Source organism: Aquimarina sp. RZ0, from assembly GCF_008370685.1.
Taxonomy (GTDB): domain Bacteria; phylum Bacteroidota; class Bacteroidia; order Flavobacteriales; family Flavobacteriaceae; genus Aquimarina.
In genome coordinates this window covers 1-20,590 of the sequence record NZ_VTZU01000045.1, presented here as the reverse complement: position 1 = coordinate 20,590, position 20,590 = coordinate 1, and the positions used below count along the sequence as shown (strand labels likewise).

General features: G+C 31.3%; 19 protein-coding genes. 12 read left to right on the top strand and 7 right to left on the bottom strand.

Translation table 11 applies throughout. From position 1 onward, the window contains the following. Window positions 1-9: 9 nt before the first annotated feature. The 4 genes from F0000_RS17225 to F0000_RS17210 form a co-directional block, all read right to left on the bottom strand. Window positions 10-207: a hypothetical protein gene (locus F0000_RS17225; RefSeq protein WP_149625974.1), complete on the bottom strand. Its 198-nt coding sequence runs from the start codon at window positions 205-207 to the stop codon at window positions 10-12. Window positions 208-338: 131 nt separating this feature from the next. Then, window positions 339-1,139: a TIGR00266 family protein gene (locus F0000_RS17220; protein ID WP_149625973.1), complete on the bottom strand. Its 801-nt coding sequence runs from the start codon at window positions 1,137-1,139 to the stop codon at window positions 339-341. A gap of 68 nt (window positions 1,140-1,207) precedes the next feature. After that, window positions 1,208-2,311 (bottom strand): serine hydrolase, encoded by a 1,104-nt coding sequence (locus tag F0000_RS17215; protein ID WP_188112162.1) that lies wholly within the window; start codon window positions 2,309-2,311, stop codon window positions 1,208-1,210. A 109-nt stretch (window positions 2,312-2,420) separates the two neighbouring features. Next, entirely contained in the window at window positions 2,421-2,876 is a 456-nt protein-coding gene (locus tag F0000_RS17210; RefSeq protein ID WP_149625971.1) for a DUF4442 domain-containing protein, read from the bottom strand. Window positions 2,877-3,030: 154 nt separating this feature from the next. Between F0000_RS17210 and F0000_RS17205 the strand changes: the two genes are divergently transcribed. From F0000_RS17205 to F0000_RS17175, 7 genes are all read left to right on the top strand, one after another. Continuing rightward, window positions 3,031-3,483 (top strand): DUF4870 domain-containing protein, encoded by a 453-nt coding sequence (locus F0000_RS17205; RefSeq protein WP_149625970.1) that lies wholly within the window; start codon window positions 3,031-3,033, stop codon window positions 3,481-3,483. Between the two features lie 6 nt (window positions 3,484-3,489). After that, window positions 3,490-4,023 (top strand): hypothetical protein, encoded by a 534-nt coding sequence (locus F0000_RS17200; protein WP_149625969.1) that lies wholly within the window; start codon window positions 3,490-3,492, stop codon window positions 4,021-4,023. Between the two features lie 70 nt (window positions 4,024-4,093). Next, window positions 4,094-4,447, top strand: a complete 354-nt coding sequence (locus tag F0000_RS17195; RefSeq protein ID WP_149625968.1) for a PadR family transcriptional regulator — start codon at window positions 4,094-4,096, stop codon at window positions 4,445-4,447. Next, window positions 4,431-6,188 (top strand): PspC domain-containing protein, encoded by a 1,758-nt coding sequence (locus tag F0000_RS17190; protein WP_149625967.1) that lies wholly within the window; start codon window positions 4,431-4,433, stop codon window positions 6,186-6,188. The genes F0000_RS17195 and F0000_RS17190 overlap by 17 nt, the downstream gene beginning before the upstream one ends. A 51-nt stretch (window positions 6,189-6,239) precedes the next feature. Next, window positions 6,240-6,959: a head GIN domain-containing protein gene (locus tag F0000_RS17185; protein ID WP_149625966.1), complete on the top strand. Its 720-nt coding sequence runs from the start codon at window positions 6,240-6,242 to the stop codon at window positions 6,957-6,959. Between the two features lie 139 nt (window positions 6,960-7,098). Further along, window positions 7,099-7,908: a DUF4440 domain-containing protein gene (locus F0000_RS17180; RefSeq protein WP_149625965.1), complete on the top strand. Its 810-nt coding sequence runs from the start codon at window positions 7,099-7,101 to the stop codon at window positions 7,906-7,908. 288 nt (window positions 7,909-8,196) lie between these two features. Next, window positions 8,197-9,057, top strand: a complete 861-nt coding sequence (locus F0000_RS17175; protein ID WP_149625964.1) for a DUF2807 domain-containing protein — start codon at window positions 8,197-8,199, stop codon at window positions 9,055-9,057. Between the two features lie 227 nt (window positions 9,058-9,284). Here the strand turns inward: F0000_RS17175 and F0000_RS17170 are convergent, their stop codons facing one another. The 3 genes from F0000_RS17170 to fabV form a co-directional block, all read right to left on the bottom strand. Beyond that, complete coding sequence (locus F0000_RS17170) at window positions 9,285-10,409, bottom strand: hypothetical protein (RefSeq protein ID WP_149625963.1); 1,125 nt, start codon at window positions 10,407-10,409, stop codon at window positions 9,285-9,287. Window positions 10,410-11,169: 760 nt separating this feature from the next. Next, window positions 11,170-12,138, bottom strand: a complete 969-nt coding sequence (gene trxB / locus F0000_RS17165) for a thioredoxin-disulfide reductase (RefSeq protein WP_149625962.1) — start codon at window positions 12,136-12,138, stop codon at window positions 11,170-11,172. Between the two features lie 261 nt (window positions 12,139-12,399). Then, window positions 12,400-13,593: an enoyl-ACP reductase FabV gene (fabV, locus tag F0000_RS17160; protein WP_149625961.1), complete on the bottom strand. Its 1,194-nt coding sequence runs from the start codon at window positions 13,591-13,593 to the stop codon at window positions 12,400-12,402. A 1,163-nt stretch (window positions 13,594-14,756) separates the two neighbouring features. On the opposite strand from fabV, the gene F0000_RS17155 reads away from it, so the two are divergent. From F0000_RS17155 to F0000_RS17135, 5 genes are all read left to right on the top strand, one after another. After that, on the top strand, window positions 14,757-14,966 hold the full coding sequence (locus F0000_RS17155) for a hypothetical protein (RefSeq protein ID WP_149625960.1): 210 nt from the start codon (window positions 14,757-14,759) through the stop codon (window positions 14,964-14,966). A 64-nt stretch (window positions 14,967-15,030) separates the two neighbouring features. Continuing rightward, window positions 15,031-15,588, top strand: a complete 558-nt coding sequence (locus F0000_RS17150; protein WP_149625959.1) for a hypothetical protein — start codon at window positions 15,031-15,033, stop codon at window positions 15,586-15,588. A gap of 15 nt (window positions 15,589-15,603) precedes the next feature. Beyond that, a complete protein-coding gene (locus F0000_RS17145; RefSeq protein ID WP_149625958.1) occupies window positions 15,604-16,479 on the top strand; it encodes a hypothetical protein in 876 nt (291 codons plus the stop codon). Further along, window positions 16,480-17,982, top strand: coding sequence for a S41 family peptidase (locus F0000_RS17140; protein WP_149625957.1), 1,503 nt, complete (start codon window positions 16,480-16,482; stop codon window positions 17,980-17,982). Between the two features lie 2 nt (window positions 17,983-17,984). Then, window positions 17,985-20,342: a TonB-dependent receptor gene (locus F0000_RS17135; RefSeq protein WP_149625956.1), complete on the top strand. Its 2,358-nt coding sequence runs from the start codon at window positions 17,985-17,987 to the stop codon at window positions 20,340-20,342. Window positions 20,343-20,590: the final 248 nt, after the last annotated feature.

Here is a 20,590-nt window from a genome sequence, read left to right as displayed (position 1 = left end):
GCTTTTTTTTTATGTTTTTAAATAAATCAAACAAGGTTTTAACTCTGGTTTGTTTAGTGCTAAAGATTGAATCCAAAGTTTTAATTCTTCAATCTCGTGAGGAAGAAGCCTGTTTAAAGCTTTTATAACTTCCTTTGTAAATAGATTAACATCAAAACTAACTTTTTTAAGAACCGTTTTAGTGTAATCAAACATCGCTCTAGCCATAAATTAATGAAGGGTTTAATTGTTAGGTTTAAAACAAATAAAGTAGGACTATGCTTACAATATTTAAAGTTGTTACTACAATATAGTCAAATTAAACTAAAAAAATGTTCTTTAACCCTTATTTAACTTTATCAAAAATTATTATCACCATCCAAAAGATCACCTAAACCTCCTAAAATACTACCTTCGCCCTTACTTTTACCTCCTCCGCTGGGTGCTAATGCCAATACTCGATTCGCTAATCTACTAAAAGGTAAAGACTGTATGTATACAACTCCTGGTCCCGTCAAATTAGCAAAGAATAATCCTTCTCCTCCAAAAATAGTATTCTTAATACCTCCTACAAATTCAATATCATAATTCACGCCTTGAGAAAAACCTATAATACACCCTGTATCTATCTTTAATTTTTCACCAGATTGTAATACCTTTCTTGCCGTAGTACCTCCTGCATGGACAAATGCCATACCATCACCTTCTAATTTTTGCATAATAAAACCTTCTCCTCCAAACAAGCCTCTACCCAGTTTCCTAGAGAATTCAATCCCAATAGAAACTCCTTTTGCCGCACATAAAAATGCATCTTTCTGGCATACGAACTTACCTCCATATTCTGTAAGATCGATCGGTATAATTTTTCCTGGATATGGAGAAGCAAAACTTACTCTCTTTTTACCGACTACTTCATTATAAAAAGCAGTCATAAATAAACTTTCTCCAGTAAGCAATCTTTTTCCTGCTCCAAAAATTTTACCCATGAATCCTTGATCTTTCTGAGAACCGTCTCCAAAGATAGTATCCATCTTAATACCATCATCCATCATCATAAAACTTCCTGCTTCTGCAATAATTCCTTCTTGCGGATCTAATTCTATCTCTACATATTGCATTTCTTCTCCATAAATAACGTAATCAATTTCGTGTGCTGTCATAATTAATTTAGTTTTAATATCATTTATACTTGTACTAGAGTTTACTATTTAAACTTAATGGTCAGTTGCTACTGTAACCGCTCAACTATTTTCCTAAAAAAAATATTAAAGGAATTATCTAACAATACGATACATGTTTTTTTATCTGTATTTCTGATAATAAATGTATTTGCAGCTAACCACATACCGTAATGTCGTGTTGTATTATCATGTATTCCCCATCCAAAACCATATGTTGATACGTTATCACTCTTTAAAGAAGGAATCTCAAATGCTTCTTTTAAGTTATCTTGAGTAAGTAACTCATTTTCATACCAAAATTGATCCCAAATCAAAAAGTCATTTACACTACTGAATACTGCACCATCACCAGCCACACCGTCAACAAAAGTAGGTCTCATCTCGGTAGCGTACCCAAAAAAAGTATGAAAACCACCGGTTTTATTTTTAAATGTTTTTTCTTTAGATAATAAATTCCAAACTCTGGTATTTTGCATTCCTAGAGGATTAAATAATTCTATTTTCATATAGTCTTCAAAGGTTCGTTCTGACACTACCTCAACTATTCTCGCAAGAAGAATGTAATTGGTATTGGAATATTCATATTTTTCAAAGGGTACGAACTCCGCTTTTGGATGATTCATTATAAGCAGGTTAACAGCTTTTTTATTACTTAAGATATCAACAGCTTTCTTATAATCCTCAGCAAGATCTAGGTATCGATCGGGAACACCTGATGTGTGATTTAATAAACTTCTAATCGTAACTTCTTGATATGGAAAATTATCTATATATTTTGACACTAAATGATCATACTCAATCAGTCCTCTTTCTTTTAATAGCATAATGCCGGCAGCAGTAAATTGCTTAGAAAGAGAAGCTAACCGAAAAGAAGATTTTTTTGTTATTTTTTCATTCTTATGATAGTTTGTAAACCCATGTCCTTTGATCAAAAGAGGTTTCCCTTTTTTAGCAATAAGTACGGCGCCATTAAATTTATTTTGAGCATTTAGTTCTTCGAACCAACTGTCTATTAATACAATTTTTTCTTGTTCAGATGCATTTTCAGGAATATCCAGATCAGGTACTTTATAAAAAAATAAAAAGAACCAAGTAAAAAAAAATGTACTAATTAATGCTAAACCAATCAGTATATAACGTGCTATCTTCACACAATTAAGTTTTTTAAGAATAGGTTTATATTTGATAATTACAAGTAATTAATTAGTAAACCTATTCTTAAAAATGTTACATTTTTTTTATTATTCTATAAAACATTAATTAATTCTTAACTCGCACAGTCCATTCAAAATTGAAGCTGGACACTTCTACTCCGTCTGTATTAGTACCTATAGATTTCATCCAAAAAGTTTGTCCTTCTCCAGTTTCAATAGTTTTTTTGACTGCTTCCTTGATCAAATGCCCATCACTACAGGTAAATGTTATTCTTCCTGTAGCTTTTTTAGTAAAAACAGCATTATTAGTAGCCACAAGCATTGATATTTTTTTTCCGCTTTCTCTTATATATCCCATTACCATAACACCCGTACTCATTTCTGCAGCCATTCCCTGTACTGCCCAAAACATCGAATTGAATGGATTCTGATTTATCCATCTATGCTTTACGCTGACTACACAACTAGATTCATTTATAGATTTTACACGCACTCCACACAACCAGGCAGATGGTAACTTGAACATTGAAAAAATATTAAGTTTTCTGGGAGTAATCTTCATAGTATATCATTTGATTGCTCTAAAGTATTGAAAAAGAATGTACATACAAAATGAAATGAAATCATAAATTTATGTTAAAATATGGTACTATGTTTTGCATAATACCTTCTTTTAACCATATATTTGTATAAGAAACTATTATATACTTTTAAAAATGGCAACTAATAACTTAAGAAATATCGCAACTTTTATACACTTAGGAATATTCTCTAAGTATTTTATTCCTTTTGGAAATTACATAGTTCCAATACTTTTATGGACTACAAATAAGGAGAAATCAAGTTTTATAGACAATCATGGTAAAGAAGCCATCAACTTTCAGTTAAGTATTTTACTATATACTATCATTCTGGGGATGATATCATTTCCATTCTTTATATTTAATATTTTTGGTGATACTTCCTTTTATGATTTTTTTCATTTTAATAATCTAAATATCAATTTCTCTGATGGAGGAGGTTTTAGAACGCTAATCGGTGCTTCTTTTGTCGGCATTATTGCTCTAATAGGCTTCTTTTTAGAAATCATTTTTATTATTTCGGCAGCATTAAGAGCAAATAAAGGAGATGCATATAGTTATCCTTTAACGATAAGATTTATAAAGTAAATTAGAATGAATTCATCAATCAATATAAAATATATTCTAATTACTATCATAGCTGTGGTATCCTCCTTCTTTCTCCACGAGTTAGCCCATTTCATCACTGGGGAACTCTTGGGTTACAAAATGGGAATGACACTTAATTCTGTATTTTTATCAGAAGGAGCATACCAATCAGCCTGGCATGAACAATTAGTAAGCGCGGCAGGACCCTTATTCACCATTACACAGGCGTTTATAGTTTTTTATATAATAAGGAGAACAAAAAATGACTATTGGTATCCATTTTTGTTTTTTGCTTTTTACTCGAGAGTATTGGCAATGCTCATATCCATTATTACTCCAAATGATGAGGCTCGTATTAGTGAATGGATGGGGTTAGGATATTGGATATTACCATTGATTGTAAGTTTCATATTATTAATCCTTTTGATCAAAACATCAAAAGAACAGCGATATAACCTAAAATTTAATCTCATCAATTATCTTTTAGCAACAGTTTGTATAACGATAGTAGTATATTCTGATCAATATCTACTAAAATAAAAACAATCATCAATTATCAATTATCAATCAAAAAATGAACAGTTTAACTTTTTAAAAAAAAATCAGCTTTATGAAGATTGAAAACACAAAAGCGCAAATGCGCAAAGGTGTTCTGGAATATTGCATACTTTCAATTCTTAAGGATAATGACGCCTATGTTGCGGAGATTTTAGAAACCCTTAAAGATGCAAAGATGTTAGTAGTAGAAGGCACAATATACCCCTTGCTTACCAGACTTAAAAATGCAGGACTCCTCGGTTACCGCTGGGAAGAGTCTACATCAGGCCCTCCACGTAAATATTATGGACTGACAGAAACAGGAAAACTGTTTCTAAAAGAATTAAATACCACTTGGGACGAATTACAAAATGCGGTAACCTTAGTTACTAAACAAAAAAGAAATAAAAATGAACAAAACAGTTAATATAAATTTAGCAGGCATATTTTTTCACATAGATGAAGACGCTTACCTAAAGCTGCAACGCTATCTTCAAGCTATAAAACGTTCATTTACAGATCCTCAGGGTAGAGACGAAATTATTGCTGATATTGAAGCCCGCATTGCAGAACTATTTAGTGAAAAAATAAAGGATGAAAGACAAGTAATCGGCACCAAAGAAGTCGATGAGGTAATTACTATAATGGGACAGCCGGAAGATTATAGATTAGATGAAGAAATTTTTGAAGATGAACCAACTTCCTCTTATCAACATACTCCAAAATCCAAACAATTATTCAGAGATACAACGAATTCATATGTAGGCGGTGTTAGCTCAGGATTAAGTCACTATTTAGGTATAGACCCCATTTGGTTAAGAATCGCCTGGGTACTATTTACAATATTCTCAAGTGGAGCTTTTATTTTGATTTATATCGCTTTTTGGATTTTTGTTCCCGAAGCGAAAACTACCGCAGACTTTCTGGCCATGAAAGGAGAGGCTGTAAACATTAGTAATATTGAAAAAAAAATAAAAGAAGGCTTTAATGATGTAGCAGACAAGGTAAAAGATGTCGATTATCAAAAATATTCTAACAAAGTAAAAAGTGGATCTTCTAATTTCTTTGATGCTTTGGGAGATGTATTATTAGCCATTCTAAAGGTTTTTGTAAAATTTATCGGAGTACTACTGATATTCGTAGCTGGGGTTACACTCATTAGTTTATTTATCAGCTTATTCACCGTAGGAACTTTTGAGTTCATAGAAACTCCTTTTACAGAATATATAGATGTAGTGAATCACCCTAATGTCCCTTTATGGCTGATTTCTCTATTAACACTCTTTGCTGTTGGTATCCCTTTCTTCTTTTTATTTATTCTTGGGCTCAAGATTGTGATCAATAACCTAAAATCTATAGGTACACCAGCTAAACTTGGATTATTAGCTATCTGGATTATTTCTATAGTAGGATTAATTATTGTCGGTATTAGACAAGCTACTCAAGAAGCATATGATGCCGAAATTATAGAAGATGCAAGAAAAATTGATATCGCCCCTACAGATACCTTAACGATCAAAATGGTAGGTAATACCCGATATATAAAATACCTAAGTCATAGAAATGATTTTAAAATTAAAAGAGATAAAAATGACAACAAAGTATTAGTAATTCAGGATATCGAAGTATTTATTAAAGAAAACAAGGAAGACTCTATCCCCAAAATTACAATCGAAAAAACTGCAGAAGGTAACAGCTATGAGAATGCTAAACAAAGAGCAGCTACTATACAATACGATTATCAGATAAAAGGCAATTCTCTATTATTAAATGGCTACGCAATTGCTGATTATAAAAGTAAATATAATGATCAGGAAGTAAAGGTTATTTTACACATCCCAGAAGGAATGACTATTTATGCGGATAATAATACATCCGGATTTAATAACTCGTGGCAATACGACGATTATATAACACTGGATGGAAAAGAAGGGAATTATACCCAATTAATTGATGGAAAATTAAAATGTAGTAGCTGCCCAAAAGAAGAGTGGGAATACAATGAATGGGAAGAAGACCACAAAGATACCGATGGAGTAAACATAAATCTGAATTCTGATGATTCTAATACAAACCTAAAAATAGATGAAGATGGTTTACAAATCAAAAGTGATGAAGTAGACATCAAAATTGACGAGCACGGTGTAAAAATAAAAACCGATAATTAACAATAATCAAAATCAAAAAACGAACAGTTTAATAAATTAAAATACACTATTATGACGACACTAGCCAAAATAATAATAACCTTATGCCTTTCTGCCTTATGTTGCTCTTGTAACTTAGTTTTTGACGGAATCAAAGGTGAAGGAGAAGTGATTCGAAAAGAAAAAACTATAAGTAAAAACTTTACAACTATTAAATCCAGTAGAGGTTTAGACGTTGTACTAACAAAAAGTGAAGATCGAAAAGTAATCATTGAAGCCAATGAAAACCTACACCAATACATCGAAGTTTATGTAGAAAAAGAAGTACTATACATTACATCTGATAAAAATATTTATCGTGCTGACGAAAAAACAGTGTATGTCTCTTATGACAAACTTAGTAAAATAAGTGCTACCAGCGGTTCTGAGATAACTTCTCAAGAACCCTTAGTACAAAAAGATCTCTCCATTAACGCTACAAGCGGAGCAGATGTTAAACTTAGAATTAAAGCAGAAAGCTTAACAACCTCTGTAACTAGTGGAGCTTTAATGAATCTATCAGGAAAAGTCAAAAATCATAACGCCAATGCAACAAGTGGAGCCGATATCAGAGCAAATGATTTGCTTAGTCAAGTTTCTAAAGCAAGTGCAACAAGTGGTGCAAACATAAAAATTCACGCAAAAGAAGAATTTACAGGAAAAGCTACCAGTGGTGCAAATGTAGTTTATTATGGTGATCCTGAAAAAGTTTCTGAAAACGATAACTCCGGAGGTAATGTAAGAAAACATTAAAGAAGACAACCCAATCAATCAACTAATCAATCAAAGAACTGCCTAAAAGCACTTATAGTTTTTAGTAACATCCTATCCTATAAGGCCATAAGTTTTTAGGCAGTTTGTCATCATTCATCAATCAAAAAACAAATACTCAATGCTAAAAATTAACATCGCACAAGTCTACCTTTTTCTCTACATCAGTATATGTTCGGTCAATTTAAATACTGCCCAAACAAAAACTCATCACAGCAATAACGAAGATCTAAAAGTAACTATATCTAAACTAGATAAAGAATTTTGGGTATCCTATAACACCTGTAATATTGATACGTTCAGAACTTTTTTTGTAGAAGATTTTGAGTTCTATCACGACAAGGGAGGTTTGACATCCGGACTCTCTAAAATGATGGCAAGTGTAAAAGGTGGATTATGTAATCCCGAAAACCCTAGAGTGAGAAGAGAAGTTATAAAAGGTAGTGTATCCATATATCCTTTACAGAGCTATGGTGCAATTATTACCGGAGAGCATCTTTTTTATGTTCTGGAAAAAGGAAAAACAGAAAGACTTACAGAAATAGCAAAATTTACACACGTTTGGCAACACAAGAATAATCAATGGAAAATGAGTAGAGCACTCAGTTATGATCATCAACCAGCACCACAAAATACTGATAAAAAAGAAATTTTGTTATCAGAAAAAATTTTGAATCAATATACAGGAACATATCAAGCTCCACAAACAGGAAAAGTGATCATATCAAAAAAAGAAAATCTTCTGGAGATCAAAGCTTCAAAAATGCAGGCTATCGTATATCCTCAATCAGAAACCGTATTTTTTCATAAACAAAGCCCTCTAACCTTCGAGTTTGTTAAAACTTCTGATGGTACCATATCAAAAATGATCGTTCGCGAAAATGGAAAAATTGTAGAAGAAGCCAAAAAAACAAAAGTTCAGCATCACTAGAACTATGGTTATCTATTCTTTTTCTTTTACCCGGTAAAAAAATAACGTTTTATTGAGTAAATTCAAGTCGAAAATAGGATTATAGACCAATAATAAGTTCCTAATCGAATCACAGTTTTTGCAGTTAATAGAGAAAAAAAGCTTCTTACCTAAAAGAAGCTTTATATTTAGGTACATCTTTTGACTTATTTCTGGCACACTTGTATATTTAGCTTGTCTATTTATTAGGTTATTTTCTGATTATAGCATTTTGAAACAATAAAATAATATTAAAAAAGACTTTATTTGATGAAAAAAATATTCATATCTCTATGTATAGTTTTTGTATTTGGGAATGGCTACGCCCAAAAAGAAAAAATAAAAGGAAATAAAATTGTAATTACAGAGCAAAGATCATTAGATCCTTTCCATAGTATAGAAGTACACGATAATTTTGAAATATCTTTAATAGAAGATACTGATAATATTGTAACCATCGAAGCGGATAGTAATCTACAAGAGTTTATTGCGGTAGAGGTACACGATAGTATTTTGGAAATAAAGTCTAAAAAAAACATTAAACGTTCCAAAAAACTAAACATTAGAATATCCTATGCACAGGAATTAAAAAAAATTTTGGTCTATAATAAAGTACAGTTAAAATCTGCCTCTCTTCTAAAATCAACAAACCTACGAGTAGAATCTAATGATGAAACAGAAGTGTTCTTAAGTATTGAATCAGCTAATTTAACCAGTATTATAAATGATAAATCTACAATTGATTTGCACGCGACTACTAGTGAAGCATTTTATCAGATAAACGATAATGCCGAATTAAAAGGAATTCTGGCTACGGATATTTTAAAAATAGATTTATATCAAAAAGCATCTGCTAAACTTGAAGGTGAAGCAACATCTATGAAGCTTAGAACAGATAGTAATACAGATTTTTATGGGCAAAAACTAAAAACGAATACTGCCTCGGTAACTGCAGAAGGTTCCAGTGACAGCTATATTTTATGTGATAAACAGATTACCATAAACGCTATAGATACTGCAGAAATATATGTTTTGGGGGAAGAAGATTTAAAAATTGATATAACCGCTTTTGCCAATGAAGCTATTCTATATAGAAAAAAGAGTGATTATGGCCCTGGATTGCTTAAATAAGCATAAGCGTCTTGCAAACAATACACTGTTTACCAAACGCTTACCCTTTTATACGATTTATAACTAAAAATTTCGCATATTCATCGTTTCTTTTTCCTTTCTACTTCGTTTAAAAAATAAACCGTAGCTATAGCTATGCTTGATTTTTTTGCCTTGCATAAAGAAAAAATAATTCAATGAATTTATACTAATTTTTTAATCACAAATCGTATTATACATTCAGTACCTTAATCAATCGCTACCTTACGCCTTTCTGCATCTAGTAACGAAGCTTCAAAATTTCTGGTTTGGTATAGCCATAACGCTTCTGGTCCTATACCAAGATAAACTTTTCTTTCTTCTGAAAACACTTTCCCCTTAAAAACATCTTCATAAAACGTATCTACACCAGTACTACTAACATACCCAAAAGCTTCTCCAGAGTGAGCCGTACAACAAGCTCCGGGATCTATGGGTAACTCAAAACCTTTTAATGGATACAATCTTTCTATAGTATGCATCCATTCATGGGTATACGCACTAGGATGTTGAATACCATATCTATTATTTATAAATGGATGTTCCATTACTCCAACAATAGTCTTCATTCCATTAGGAATAGGAGATGCTATACCTCCATAATTAAGCGGATAGCCGTCACAAGAAGTTTCATTATCAGAATTAGCTGGCCAATAAAAAGAAATTAAGTCAAAATCATTAAAATCAAAATCTTTCTTGAGTTGTTCCAAAGATATAGTCCAATCCAATCCCCATTCCTCTTCTGTATTATTCTCACTTTCATTTGCAACAGGAGCTTCTTCTGTTGTATAATTCTTTTGCACCACCTCCCAGGTGATCGCGTGAAAAGCATCTTTTTCTATCTTTTCTAAATGATCTAAAAATATATTGTAAGCAATATCAATAGAATTCTGTGATACTGAAATCTGACAACCATCTTTAGCTCTGGTTTTTGAATATGTCACCCAAAGAACTTTCCACTTTTTGGGATTGACCATATCTTCTTTTGTAAATTCGATTTCTTGTGGTATAGAATCACTATCAATCGTTATTTCTTTCCTGTAATATCCAGCCTCATTGCCCTCGGCACCAACTGACAATAAATATGTGCCTTTAGACAGTTTAATATCAGCAGGTAACGTCTTATTTATATATTTACCATCAACATAAAGCGTACCTCCAAAAGAAGATCTTATTGTAAGATTAGGGTTCTCCTCTAGCGGTGTAGTATCATTTTGGGTAACATCATCATTTTCGCAGCTCACCAGACTAAATAAAAGTATCAGCAAAAAGCAACACATGATGGTATTCATCTTTGGATCATTCATCTGTTTTTTAATTTTAATTAATTTCATTTGTTCGTTTTCATTTTTTTACTTGCTAAGTAGTATTGCTACCAAATGCTCTAGAAGAATTATTTACTTAGCTTTTATGTATTATTTTAGCACATTCGCTTTTACAAACTATAATGATAGTGCTTCTTCTTTTTCTGTATTTCAAAAAGATATGTATCAACTTCTATTCATATCAGAACAACTCATACTTAGAAGTAAAAATTTAATTTTAATACTATTATTACTCTTCCTGCTTCCTAAAACAAATAGCAATCAAAATACCCTACCATTTTTTTTGAAAACGTATAAAATCTATAAACTTACTCATATAATTCCCTTCAAAAATCGATACCTTTTTGTATTGTTTCTGTAATAAACTACATCAGGGCAAGGTCCATAAAACATTTATTGGACAAAACATTTCGATTTCGAGGCTAGCGGAGCATTTTTTACTTAGAAATCTTGAACCTAATTTGGAAACGCATGATACCAATCTTGTTTTAAAGCACTTAAATAAAAAAAGGAATTTCTTGTTTAGATAAGACAGAAAATTAAAGTATGGTTACAGCTTTTTTGCTGTAAAGTATCCACTAAAAAAGCAAGTTTTTATGAGTAATTTTTAAACTGAATTAATATAGAAGTCTGATAAGAAATTATAAAGATGAATCGTTTATAGCATGACCCTCTCAAACAAAATAAAACCATTTTTAATGAAGAAAAAAAACCTGCTAAAAAAAATTAGTAGGTTTTAAAAAATTAAATTAAATTTAGAAAATATCTTTTATGCAGAAACCTCTTCACTAGTTTCTATAGTAGCTAGATAACGTTCTGCATCCAAAGCTGCCATACAACCTGTACCAGCAGCAGTAACGGCTTGTCTATATTCTTTATCTTGTACATCTCCTGATGCAAATACTCCTGGAATGTTTGTTTTTGTTGATTTTCCTTCGGTAATAAGATATCCGGTATCATCCATATCTATCTGACCCTTAAAAATATCAGTATTAGGCTTATGCCCAATTGCAATAAATAAACCTGTAATAGAGATATCTTCTTTTTCTCCAGTCTGGTTATTCACCATTCGTAAACCTTCTACTACCTGATCTCCTAATACTTCATCTACTTCAGTATTATATTTTACCGTAAGATTAGGAGTGTTATTGACACGGTGCTGCATTGCTTTGGAAGCCTTCATGTAATCTTTACGTACCAGCATTGTCACACTAGAGCAAATATTAGCAAGATAGGTTGCTTCTTCTGCAGCGGTATCTCCAGCTCCTACAATCGCCACATCCTGTCCTTTATAAAAAAATCCATCACAAACGGCACAGGCAGATACTCCACCGCCTCGCAATTTTTGCTCGCTGGGTAATCCTAAATATTTAGCGGTTGCCCCTGTAGAGATAATAACTGTTTCTGCTTCAATTTGCGTAGTGTTATCAACAGTAATTTTATGGATTCCTCCTGCTTCTTTGCTAAAATCAACAGAGGTAACCATTCCAATTCTAACTTCGGTACCAAAGCGTTCTGCTTGCTGCTGTAATTGAACCATCATCGTTGGCCCATCAATACCTTCGGGATAACCTGGGAAATTATCAACTTCAGTAGTCGTAGTAAGCTGTCCTCCCGGTTCCATACCTGTATACATTATTGGTTTAAGATCTGCTCTGGCAGCATAAATTGCAGCTGTATACCCTGCAGGACCAGAACCTATGATAAGGCATTTTATTCTTTCTATAGTATCTGTCATTGTCTTTTCGTTTTTTCTTATGTAAAAGTAGCAATTTGATGAGAAACCTTACAGTAAAGTTATTAAGAATTCTTATTGGCTTATAGATATCTCAAATAAAAACAACACAGGAACTCAAAACATATATCTATTTTACACGCTTATTAAAACGAATTAATCAAAGTTAAAAAATGATATATGAAAACCACCATAAATTAACTGTATTCAAAAGGGATTTAAATACTCTATAATAGTGTCTAATTTTATTAGTTCTTTGCACTACTATTGTAGTCCGGGAATCGCTACTATTTCCTGGACATCTTGATTGTAATCCACACCATCTACCTTAAAACCAAATAGGTTAAAAAAATCTTTACTATATCCATCCAGATCACCAATAGTAGCTAGGGTTTCTGTAGTAGCACTTTCCCATAAATCTTTGATCTTAGTTTGTATATCCTCACTCATTTCTAAATCATCAATACGTATTCTACCATGCTCATCAGTTGGGATTTCATTACCACCACTATATAGTCTTTCTGCAAATAGTCGTTGTATTTGCTCAATGCAGCCCTCGTGTACTTCATTTTCTTTCATTATCTTATAAAGTAGTGAAATATATAAAGGAATTACAGGGATTGCAGAGCTAGCCTGTGTGACAAGTGCTTTGTTTACAGAGACAAAGGCTTTTCCATTAATTTCTTTTAATGCATCTGTAATCTCAAAAGCAGTAGCTTCCAGATGATCTTTTGCTCTACCTATAGTCCCTTTTCTATATACAGGTTCTGTAAGTTTGGGACCGATATAAGAATAGGCAATAGTTTTAAAATCATTACTAAGAAGTGAAACTTTTTGTAGAGCATCAATCCACATTTTCCAATCTTCACCACCCATGACTGCTACTGTATTTTCAATATCTTCTTGATCTGCCACTGCTATGGATATTTCTGAAATATCCCCAGTATGAAAATCAACAGTTTTATTTGTGTAGGGAGCACCAATAGGTTTAAGTACAGATTTATGTTTTGTACCTGTTTCCGGATGTACTCTTACAGGAGAAGCCAGGCTATAAATAACCAAATCAACCTGTCCGAGATCTTTTTTAATCAATTCAATTGTTTGTTGCTTGATCTCATGAGAAAAAGCATCGCCATTAATACTTTTGGCGTACAAACCTATCTTATGTGCTTCTGTTTCAAAAGCTGCAGTATTATACCATCCGGCAGAAGCTGGTCTGCCTTCTTTTGGCGGTTTTTCGAGAAAGACTCCTATCGTAGCCGCATTAGAACCAAATGCACTCGTAATTCGTGAAGCCAGTCCAAATCCTGTAGAGGCCCCAATAATTAATACATTTTTAGGACCATCAACTTGTCCTTTTGATTTTACATACTTGATTTGATTTATCACATTTTGCTCACATCCTTTTGGATGAGCAGTCAGACAAATAAATCCACGAGTTCTAGGTTCTATAATCATAACTTAATTCTTTCTCTGGATATGCGAACTTAGGGCAAAAAGTAAGTATATCCAAAGAAAATATATGGTTGTTAACATCTCGACAAACGCTAAAATTTTGTTCTTAAAAAAATCTCAAAATTCCGTCAATTAGATTAAGAGGCTAATCGGTTCTGATGTGGAGAATGTTTTACAACTGAGAGAATAGCCAAATATAGCGACTGATATTAAGAAATATAAAAATGATAATACCTATATAAAACCATTGCTGATTTAAAATTAGGCAATAAGCTTCTTCGAATTCTATGTATTAAAATTTGCCGCTTTTCGTTGATACTTCAAAATAAAAAATATCTGATTTTATGTGACTAATTTCAAACAAAACATCTCAAGATGTCTTGTAGGCATGAGCAATATCTAAATTACTTTGCCCGAATAAGGGAAGAGGGTACATAACAATACTAAAAAATAATACATATCAACAAAAACCTTTCCTTCCTGGTATTTGCAATTTACTTCAAAAGAAAACCAAAGAGGTAGAAACCTTTTTTATTTCTAATCAGACAAATACATTACAAACAACAACAGAAGATACAGAAACTACGATTCGATATATACTTTTACCACCCTGCAACTAATGACACATACGTATTCTATACTATTCCAAAAGTCAAAAACAGCACAGATTTAGTAAGTATAAGCAATGAATAGGATTCCAGATTTAGGTCATAAATTCGAGTATTTACCCTACCAATTTGTTGTATTTTCTCCCTTAACAAAAACAACTAAATCCTATCATATATATCTATAAAGCAATAACAAATCAAATTCTAATAGCAACTTGATGTTCATTTTTAGGTCATTAAATTACACTATAAATCCCCTTATTTTAAATTAATGTTAAATAATTATTTATTTGCGGAATTTTCCTCATAAAAATAATACAATTTAGTATATTAACTGACTATTTATATTGATATAGGAAAGCTAAGTGCTGGAATAAAGTCTAGTAAATACTTTTTATCAGGAAATTATTGGTTGAAATTAAAAAACCTCAAAAAGTACATCGATTAAAATTTCTGAACCAAACGAATATGTTAAAAACAGATATTTACAGTCGGAATTGCCGAAACAGCGACTATAAAGCCTGAAAGTAGGTAAAACATAAATCAATTATTATTATTATGAAAAAACAAGGTTTATTTTACAGTTTGTTTGCGCTAGCCATATTTGGGGCTGCAGGGTTAACTCAATTCGAAAATTCTAGAGTTGCTGATGTAGTAACAGTAGCATCTTCACCAACCTTAAGTGATGAAGGTAATGAAAAGAGAGAAGAAGGACTTGAAGCACTTGAGTCTATAGGTGAATATAATGAGGCTACCATTTCTCTCTAAACAGTTAAAGTTTAAATAGTAAACTGTAGATTCTTAAAAAATCTACAGTTTACTATTAATTGATATGAAAATTTTAAAAAACCTGGATAATTATTTGATTTGCTACGTTTTAATTGTAATAGCATTCATCCAATTATATAATTCTCAGTTTGATTCTCTTACTCCTTGGAAAGGTGGTGGTTTTGGGATGTTCTCGACCAACAAGAATACTAATATAACCGCAACAGGTTATAAAAAAGATGGAGATTCTATATTAATCAATATTGTGAGTAGTAAGTTTAGCATTCCTATATCAAAAAACTTTCTTATTTCTACTAAGAATTTCCCTAAAAAAGAAAAATTAAAAAAGTTAGGTAAGCAAATTATAAATTCTTATTTGAAGCCTAATCACGTAGAATTTCCATCTAATATAGATGAAAATACACTGAATCATATTAATAACAATAATAAGTTTTATGAGTTCGTATACGAGCCTACCTATTATGAAAATGATGCTACTGCACTTGCAGAAGAAGCGATAAAAATAGAACGTATAAAACTTAGGTTATTTCAAACAGATTTTTTCGAAAATGATTTAACCGTGAAAAAGAGTTTTATAGGTGAAATTGAAATAAGTAATTAATTTTTCATAATTGCTATGGTATATTCACTACTTACAATCCTGGAAAAACATAATAAAAATTACCAGTCTTTCTCTGAAGAATTAATTTTTAAATTCTCACTGGTTTTACTTGTTCTTGACGGAAGTACAGGATGGGGTTTAGATATTTTTATGAGAATCACCTGTGCCCTAATGCTCGCATTTAGTCACTATAGTAATAACAAAATTCTTTGGCTTATTATATCATTATTGCTTTTATTTTTTAATAGTTTACAATTTTATATTCTCGATAACCATAAAATATTATTTGTTTACTGGGTATTACTCATCACCTCGTATTTATGGACAGATAAAGATTTGAAGTATCTAAGATCTAATGCCAAAATTTTGATAGGACTTGTGATGTTCTTTGCAGTCTTCCAAAAAATAATTAATGGTTTTGGATCCCCAGGTTTTCTGCATGGACGTTTTTTGTTTGACTCACGATTCATGCTAGTAACGCATTTTATTATAGATACCCCTTATGAAGTACTTGCTAATAACAGAAATTCAATTTCAATATTAAATTTATTACCTATCAATAATAGTTTTGTCAAGTTATCCTCAACGACATTTATGGGGTACATTTTATATTCATTTCAGCTTTTCGGACTCGTATTTGAAGGACTTGTCGCTTCACTGTTTCTATTTTCTAAAAACAATAGTATTGCCAAAGATATAGCTCTTTTGATCTTTTGTATTGGTACCTATTTTATCTTTCCGGTCATTGGGTTTAGCTCAATTCTGTTAATTTTAGGAATAGCGCAAAGTTCGATAAAAATGAGAAAATTTTATATCATTACTTTTGTTATTATTCAGTTTATAAAAGTTCCCTGGCAAGAGATTATTTTTTATTTTCAAAATTCTCTATAAATGAAATACTTATTGAATATAGGTATCACCATCTTTATGATATGTCTAATATTTATTATATGCCACTTTATTATTTCTAAATATCAAATTGAAGAAAAATATGATAACCCCAGGATATCTACCATACATACAATTTATGAGCTCCTATCCAAAAAATCTCCCTATTTTGATATTCATAGAGAGCGAGTGAATAATAAGATAGATTCAATAATTAAACTTTTTGAATCCAGAGAATATATTGAACAAGATGAACTCTTAATTAATATCAGGCATATACTTTCTGAATTAGGAGATAGACACGCAAGCATAGAAAAAATAACACCAGAGCAAGAAGAAGAACAGTATTATTTACCATTTTCCTTAGCTCCATGGATTGATAATCAAGTAATTGCACTTCGTCAACTTCCTAAGCTTAATTATTCTTTTTATCTGGAAAATTATCCTCTCCTTTCTGAAATTCAAGATGAAAATATTAACACTTTTATACTTAGACACGATATACTAAATAAATATGCTCCTAAACGTGCACGACTTTCTTTGGGAGTAGAAAAAATGAATGAATTTTATCAAGTAAAAGATGGTTTAAAAATCGGTGATAGTATCAAACTTAAATTTTTAAGTAAAAATAGAAAAAAAGACACCTTGATTTATAGCCAGCTTGTAAATTTTAAAACCAAATGGCGCGAAATAAACAAACATTTGTTTCCATATGAAAAGACTAAAAAGTCATATAGCACTCTTCAACGTAGTTATGAAGATGGTATCGCTTATTTAAGGCTTCCAAAAATGTACAATAAATCTGAAAATGAACTTTTCTTTCAATGGTTAACAGAGTATATGAATTCTATCCAAGATGCTACTGCACTTATCATTGATATTAGAAATAATTCAGGAGGAAGTAGAGATATCATTAATTTTTTTTCTAATTATTTCATTAAGCCAAATGATATTTTTGTTGCAAATATGGCTAAGTACAAAGGAAAGGTTACAAATCTCATAAGAGAAAATTTAAATAAACGTAACCTCTATCCTTTAGATCATTTTAGCCGTCAAACACAAAACATTATACTACAAGAACGCCCCATAAAACTGAGGGATAATAATTTTTTTGAAAATGCAAATTATAGTAGTTTCCATTATATGGTATTAAAAAACAATGAACATTTCAATAACTATTATTTTTTTGACAAGCCTGTTTATTTTATGATTAATGAATTGACATTTAGCGCTGCTAGTGTATTTGCCTCATCATTTAAAAACTTAGAAAACATCACTTTAGCTGGTGTTAATAGTGATGGCTCCAGCGGACTGGCTCAATCCTATGAATTATCCGGACTACGATTGAAATTTTCACATATGTTGTCATTTCAAAAAAATGGTAATTTATTCGATGGGATAGGTACTGATCCTGACATCGAAATTAACAGATCAATTGACCAAATTTTTGGCATTGACGATTACCAGCTAGATGTCTTACTTACAGAGATAAAAAAACAAAATTAAATATGGATTACTCAAAAAGATACTTTCAGCTTTTGTTTTTTTTGTATACAACAATACTTCTTTCTCAAGAAAACAAATACATCATAACTGGAAGCGTGTTGAACGCTAGTAATAATACCTCTGTAAAAGATGCAAACATATTTATTATTGATTTAAAAAATAATTTAGTTATACGAAACACCAAATCTGATAGTACAGGAAATTTTCAAATCTCTTTTGACAAAGGAAATTATAACCTTTCGGTTGGGCATCAGAATTTCGAGATACATCTTATTCCGATAAACTATGCTAAATTTAAGAATAACACTTTTAATTTAGGAAAAATTCCACTTAAACCTTTAGATATAAAAAAGCTAGATGAAGTTGTTGTAACCACTAAAGATTTTTGGTCAGAAAGTAAAAATAATAAAAGAATTTATCACATAGGCAATACACTTAAAGATGTTGCTGGATCTATATCTAATGTCTTGAGTTATCTCCCATCAATTTCTGTCGATATTGATGGCACCGTACAATTACGTGGTAAAGATCCTATTGTACAAATTAATGGAAGAAAATCAAATCTATCAAAATCAGAGGTGCTTCAAATGCTCCCTAGTGATATGATTAAAAGAATCGAAGTAGTGACTCGACCTTCTGCAAAAGAAGCTGAAACAGCTCCTATAATAAATATTATCACTGACCGTAAACGGAAAGGACTTATCGGTGGTGTCAATTTTGCTTTTGGAGTACCGTCAACTACCAAGGGAGGACTTCATCTGGCTTTAAACAAAGAAGCATTTAATGGATATGGTTTGTATGGTATTAAAAAGGAAAATAATATAGCTAGTTCAAAAAAAGAATCCATAAAAACGTTCAATGCTAGTTCAGAAAATTTAGAGGTTGAAACTAATGACAATAATAAGAATTCTCTAAATCAATTCAGTGAGATTCAATATGAATATTTACCGAATGAAAATAGTGAACTCGTAGGTAACGTTTCCCTGTTTAATAAGAATAACACTTTATCTACTCATGGAATTCGGAATACTTTATCTGGGGATATAACACAAACAACTCAGATAAATGATGCTGAAAACAATCTCTTTTCTATAGTAACAGCACACGAATATGAACACAAATTTAATTCTAAAAGAGAGCAATTAAAAGTAGAAGTAGAATATGAATTCGAATCTAGAGAAAGGTCAGAGGAGTTTTCAGAATCTTCATCAACAGATAACAATTTTACAACCAATGCTTTTGACAGATTATTATCTAATGAGATTGAACTTAAATCCCGATATGACTGGACTATCAGAAATAATGGCTATCTTTCTATAGGGTATCGGTTTGATTTAAGTACTATAGATCAGGAGCAATTTTTTTTGAGTACTCTTAATGCTGCTTCTGAAAACAATATTGCCTTTACCCAATTTGATAATACTCTTTTTGGCGACTACTCGAATGAATTCGAAAACATCTATTTTAACATCGGATTTAGACTTATAAGTACTGAGCGTAATTTGAGTAATCAGGATTCAAGTGAATCAGCCAGTAAAACCTTTTTTAATTTGTTACCGCAAGTAAATTTAGAATATGAATATGGAGATAATAATGAAATAAGTTTAAATTATTTCAACCTCTTAAGACAACCACGTTTGAGCTTTCTTAACAGTTTCAATACTAGTGTAGACTTACAAAGAATACGAATAGGTAACCCTGATTTAAAACCTCAATCAACCCATACTATAGAATTGGAATCTTTTAATGAATTTGAAAAGTCTTCTTTAAATACAACATTGTATACAAACTTTGTAAGGGATATAATTCAATATGCCTCTGTTTTTGATGCTGAAGGCGATGTAACTATAAGTAGACCGGAAAATATTGGAAGGGCTTCTACCTTTGGCATTAACCTTTCATATAATATGAATTCTCCAAAATGGTTAAATTCTATCATCAAGTTAGATGGAAAGTACGGAACTATATCTGATGAAGATATAAAGGATAATGATTTTTATAGAGTAAATACCTCTATTACAAATCTTATAAGACTAAAATCTTATAAGATTGAATTAAGTTGGTATTATAGTCCTAAAAATAAGGTCAATTTTCAGACATTTCAAAGTTCGAATCAGTATTTTAAGTTCGGGATAAGCAAAAGAGTTTTTAAAAATAAAGGGAATTTAGTGTTATCTGTTTTAGATCCATTTAATTCTGGAAGAGTTGTTCAAAGTATTAACGGATCTAACTTCAAGTACACAAATGAGTTAAGACCGAATCAGAGAAGGTTTTTTTTAAGTTTGTTTGTACGATTTAGTTCAAAAAGTAAATTTAGAAATACGCACAAGAATAAAAGAGAAAAAGGAATATTAGAATAGTAAACTACCTCGCGGCAAGCCACCTTTAGATTTAAATCTCGACAATCGAGTACAACATCTGGATAGTTGTATCCAACTATTTTTACGCTACTATCTAATTCTTTATCGATAAAATCAGATAACTATAATACTCCCCATTTTTAAGACAGCTACTTAAATTGTAAATTTAATGCTGTACATATGAAAAAATCGAGAAGAAAATTTAGTTCTGCATTCAAGGCAAAGGTTGCTTTGGAGGCTATCAAAGA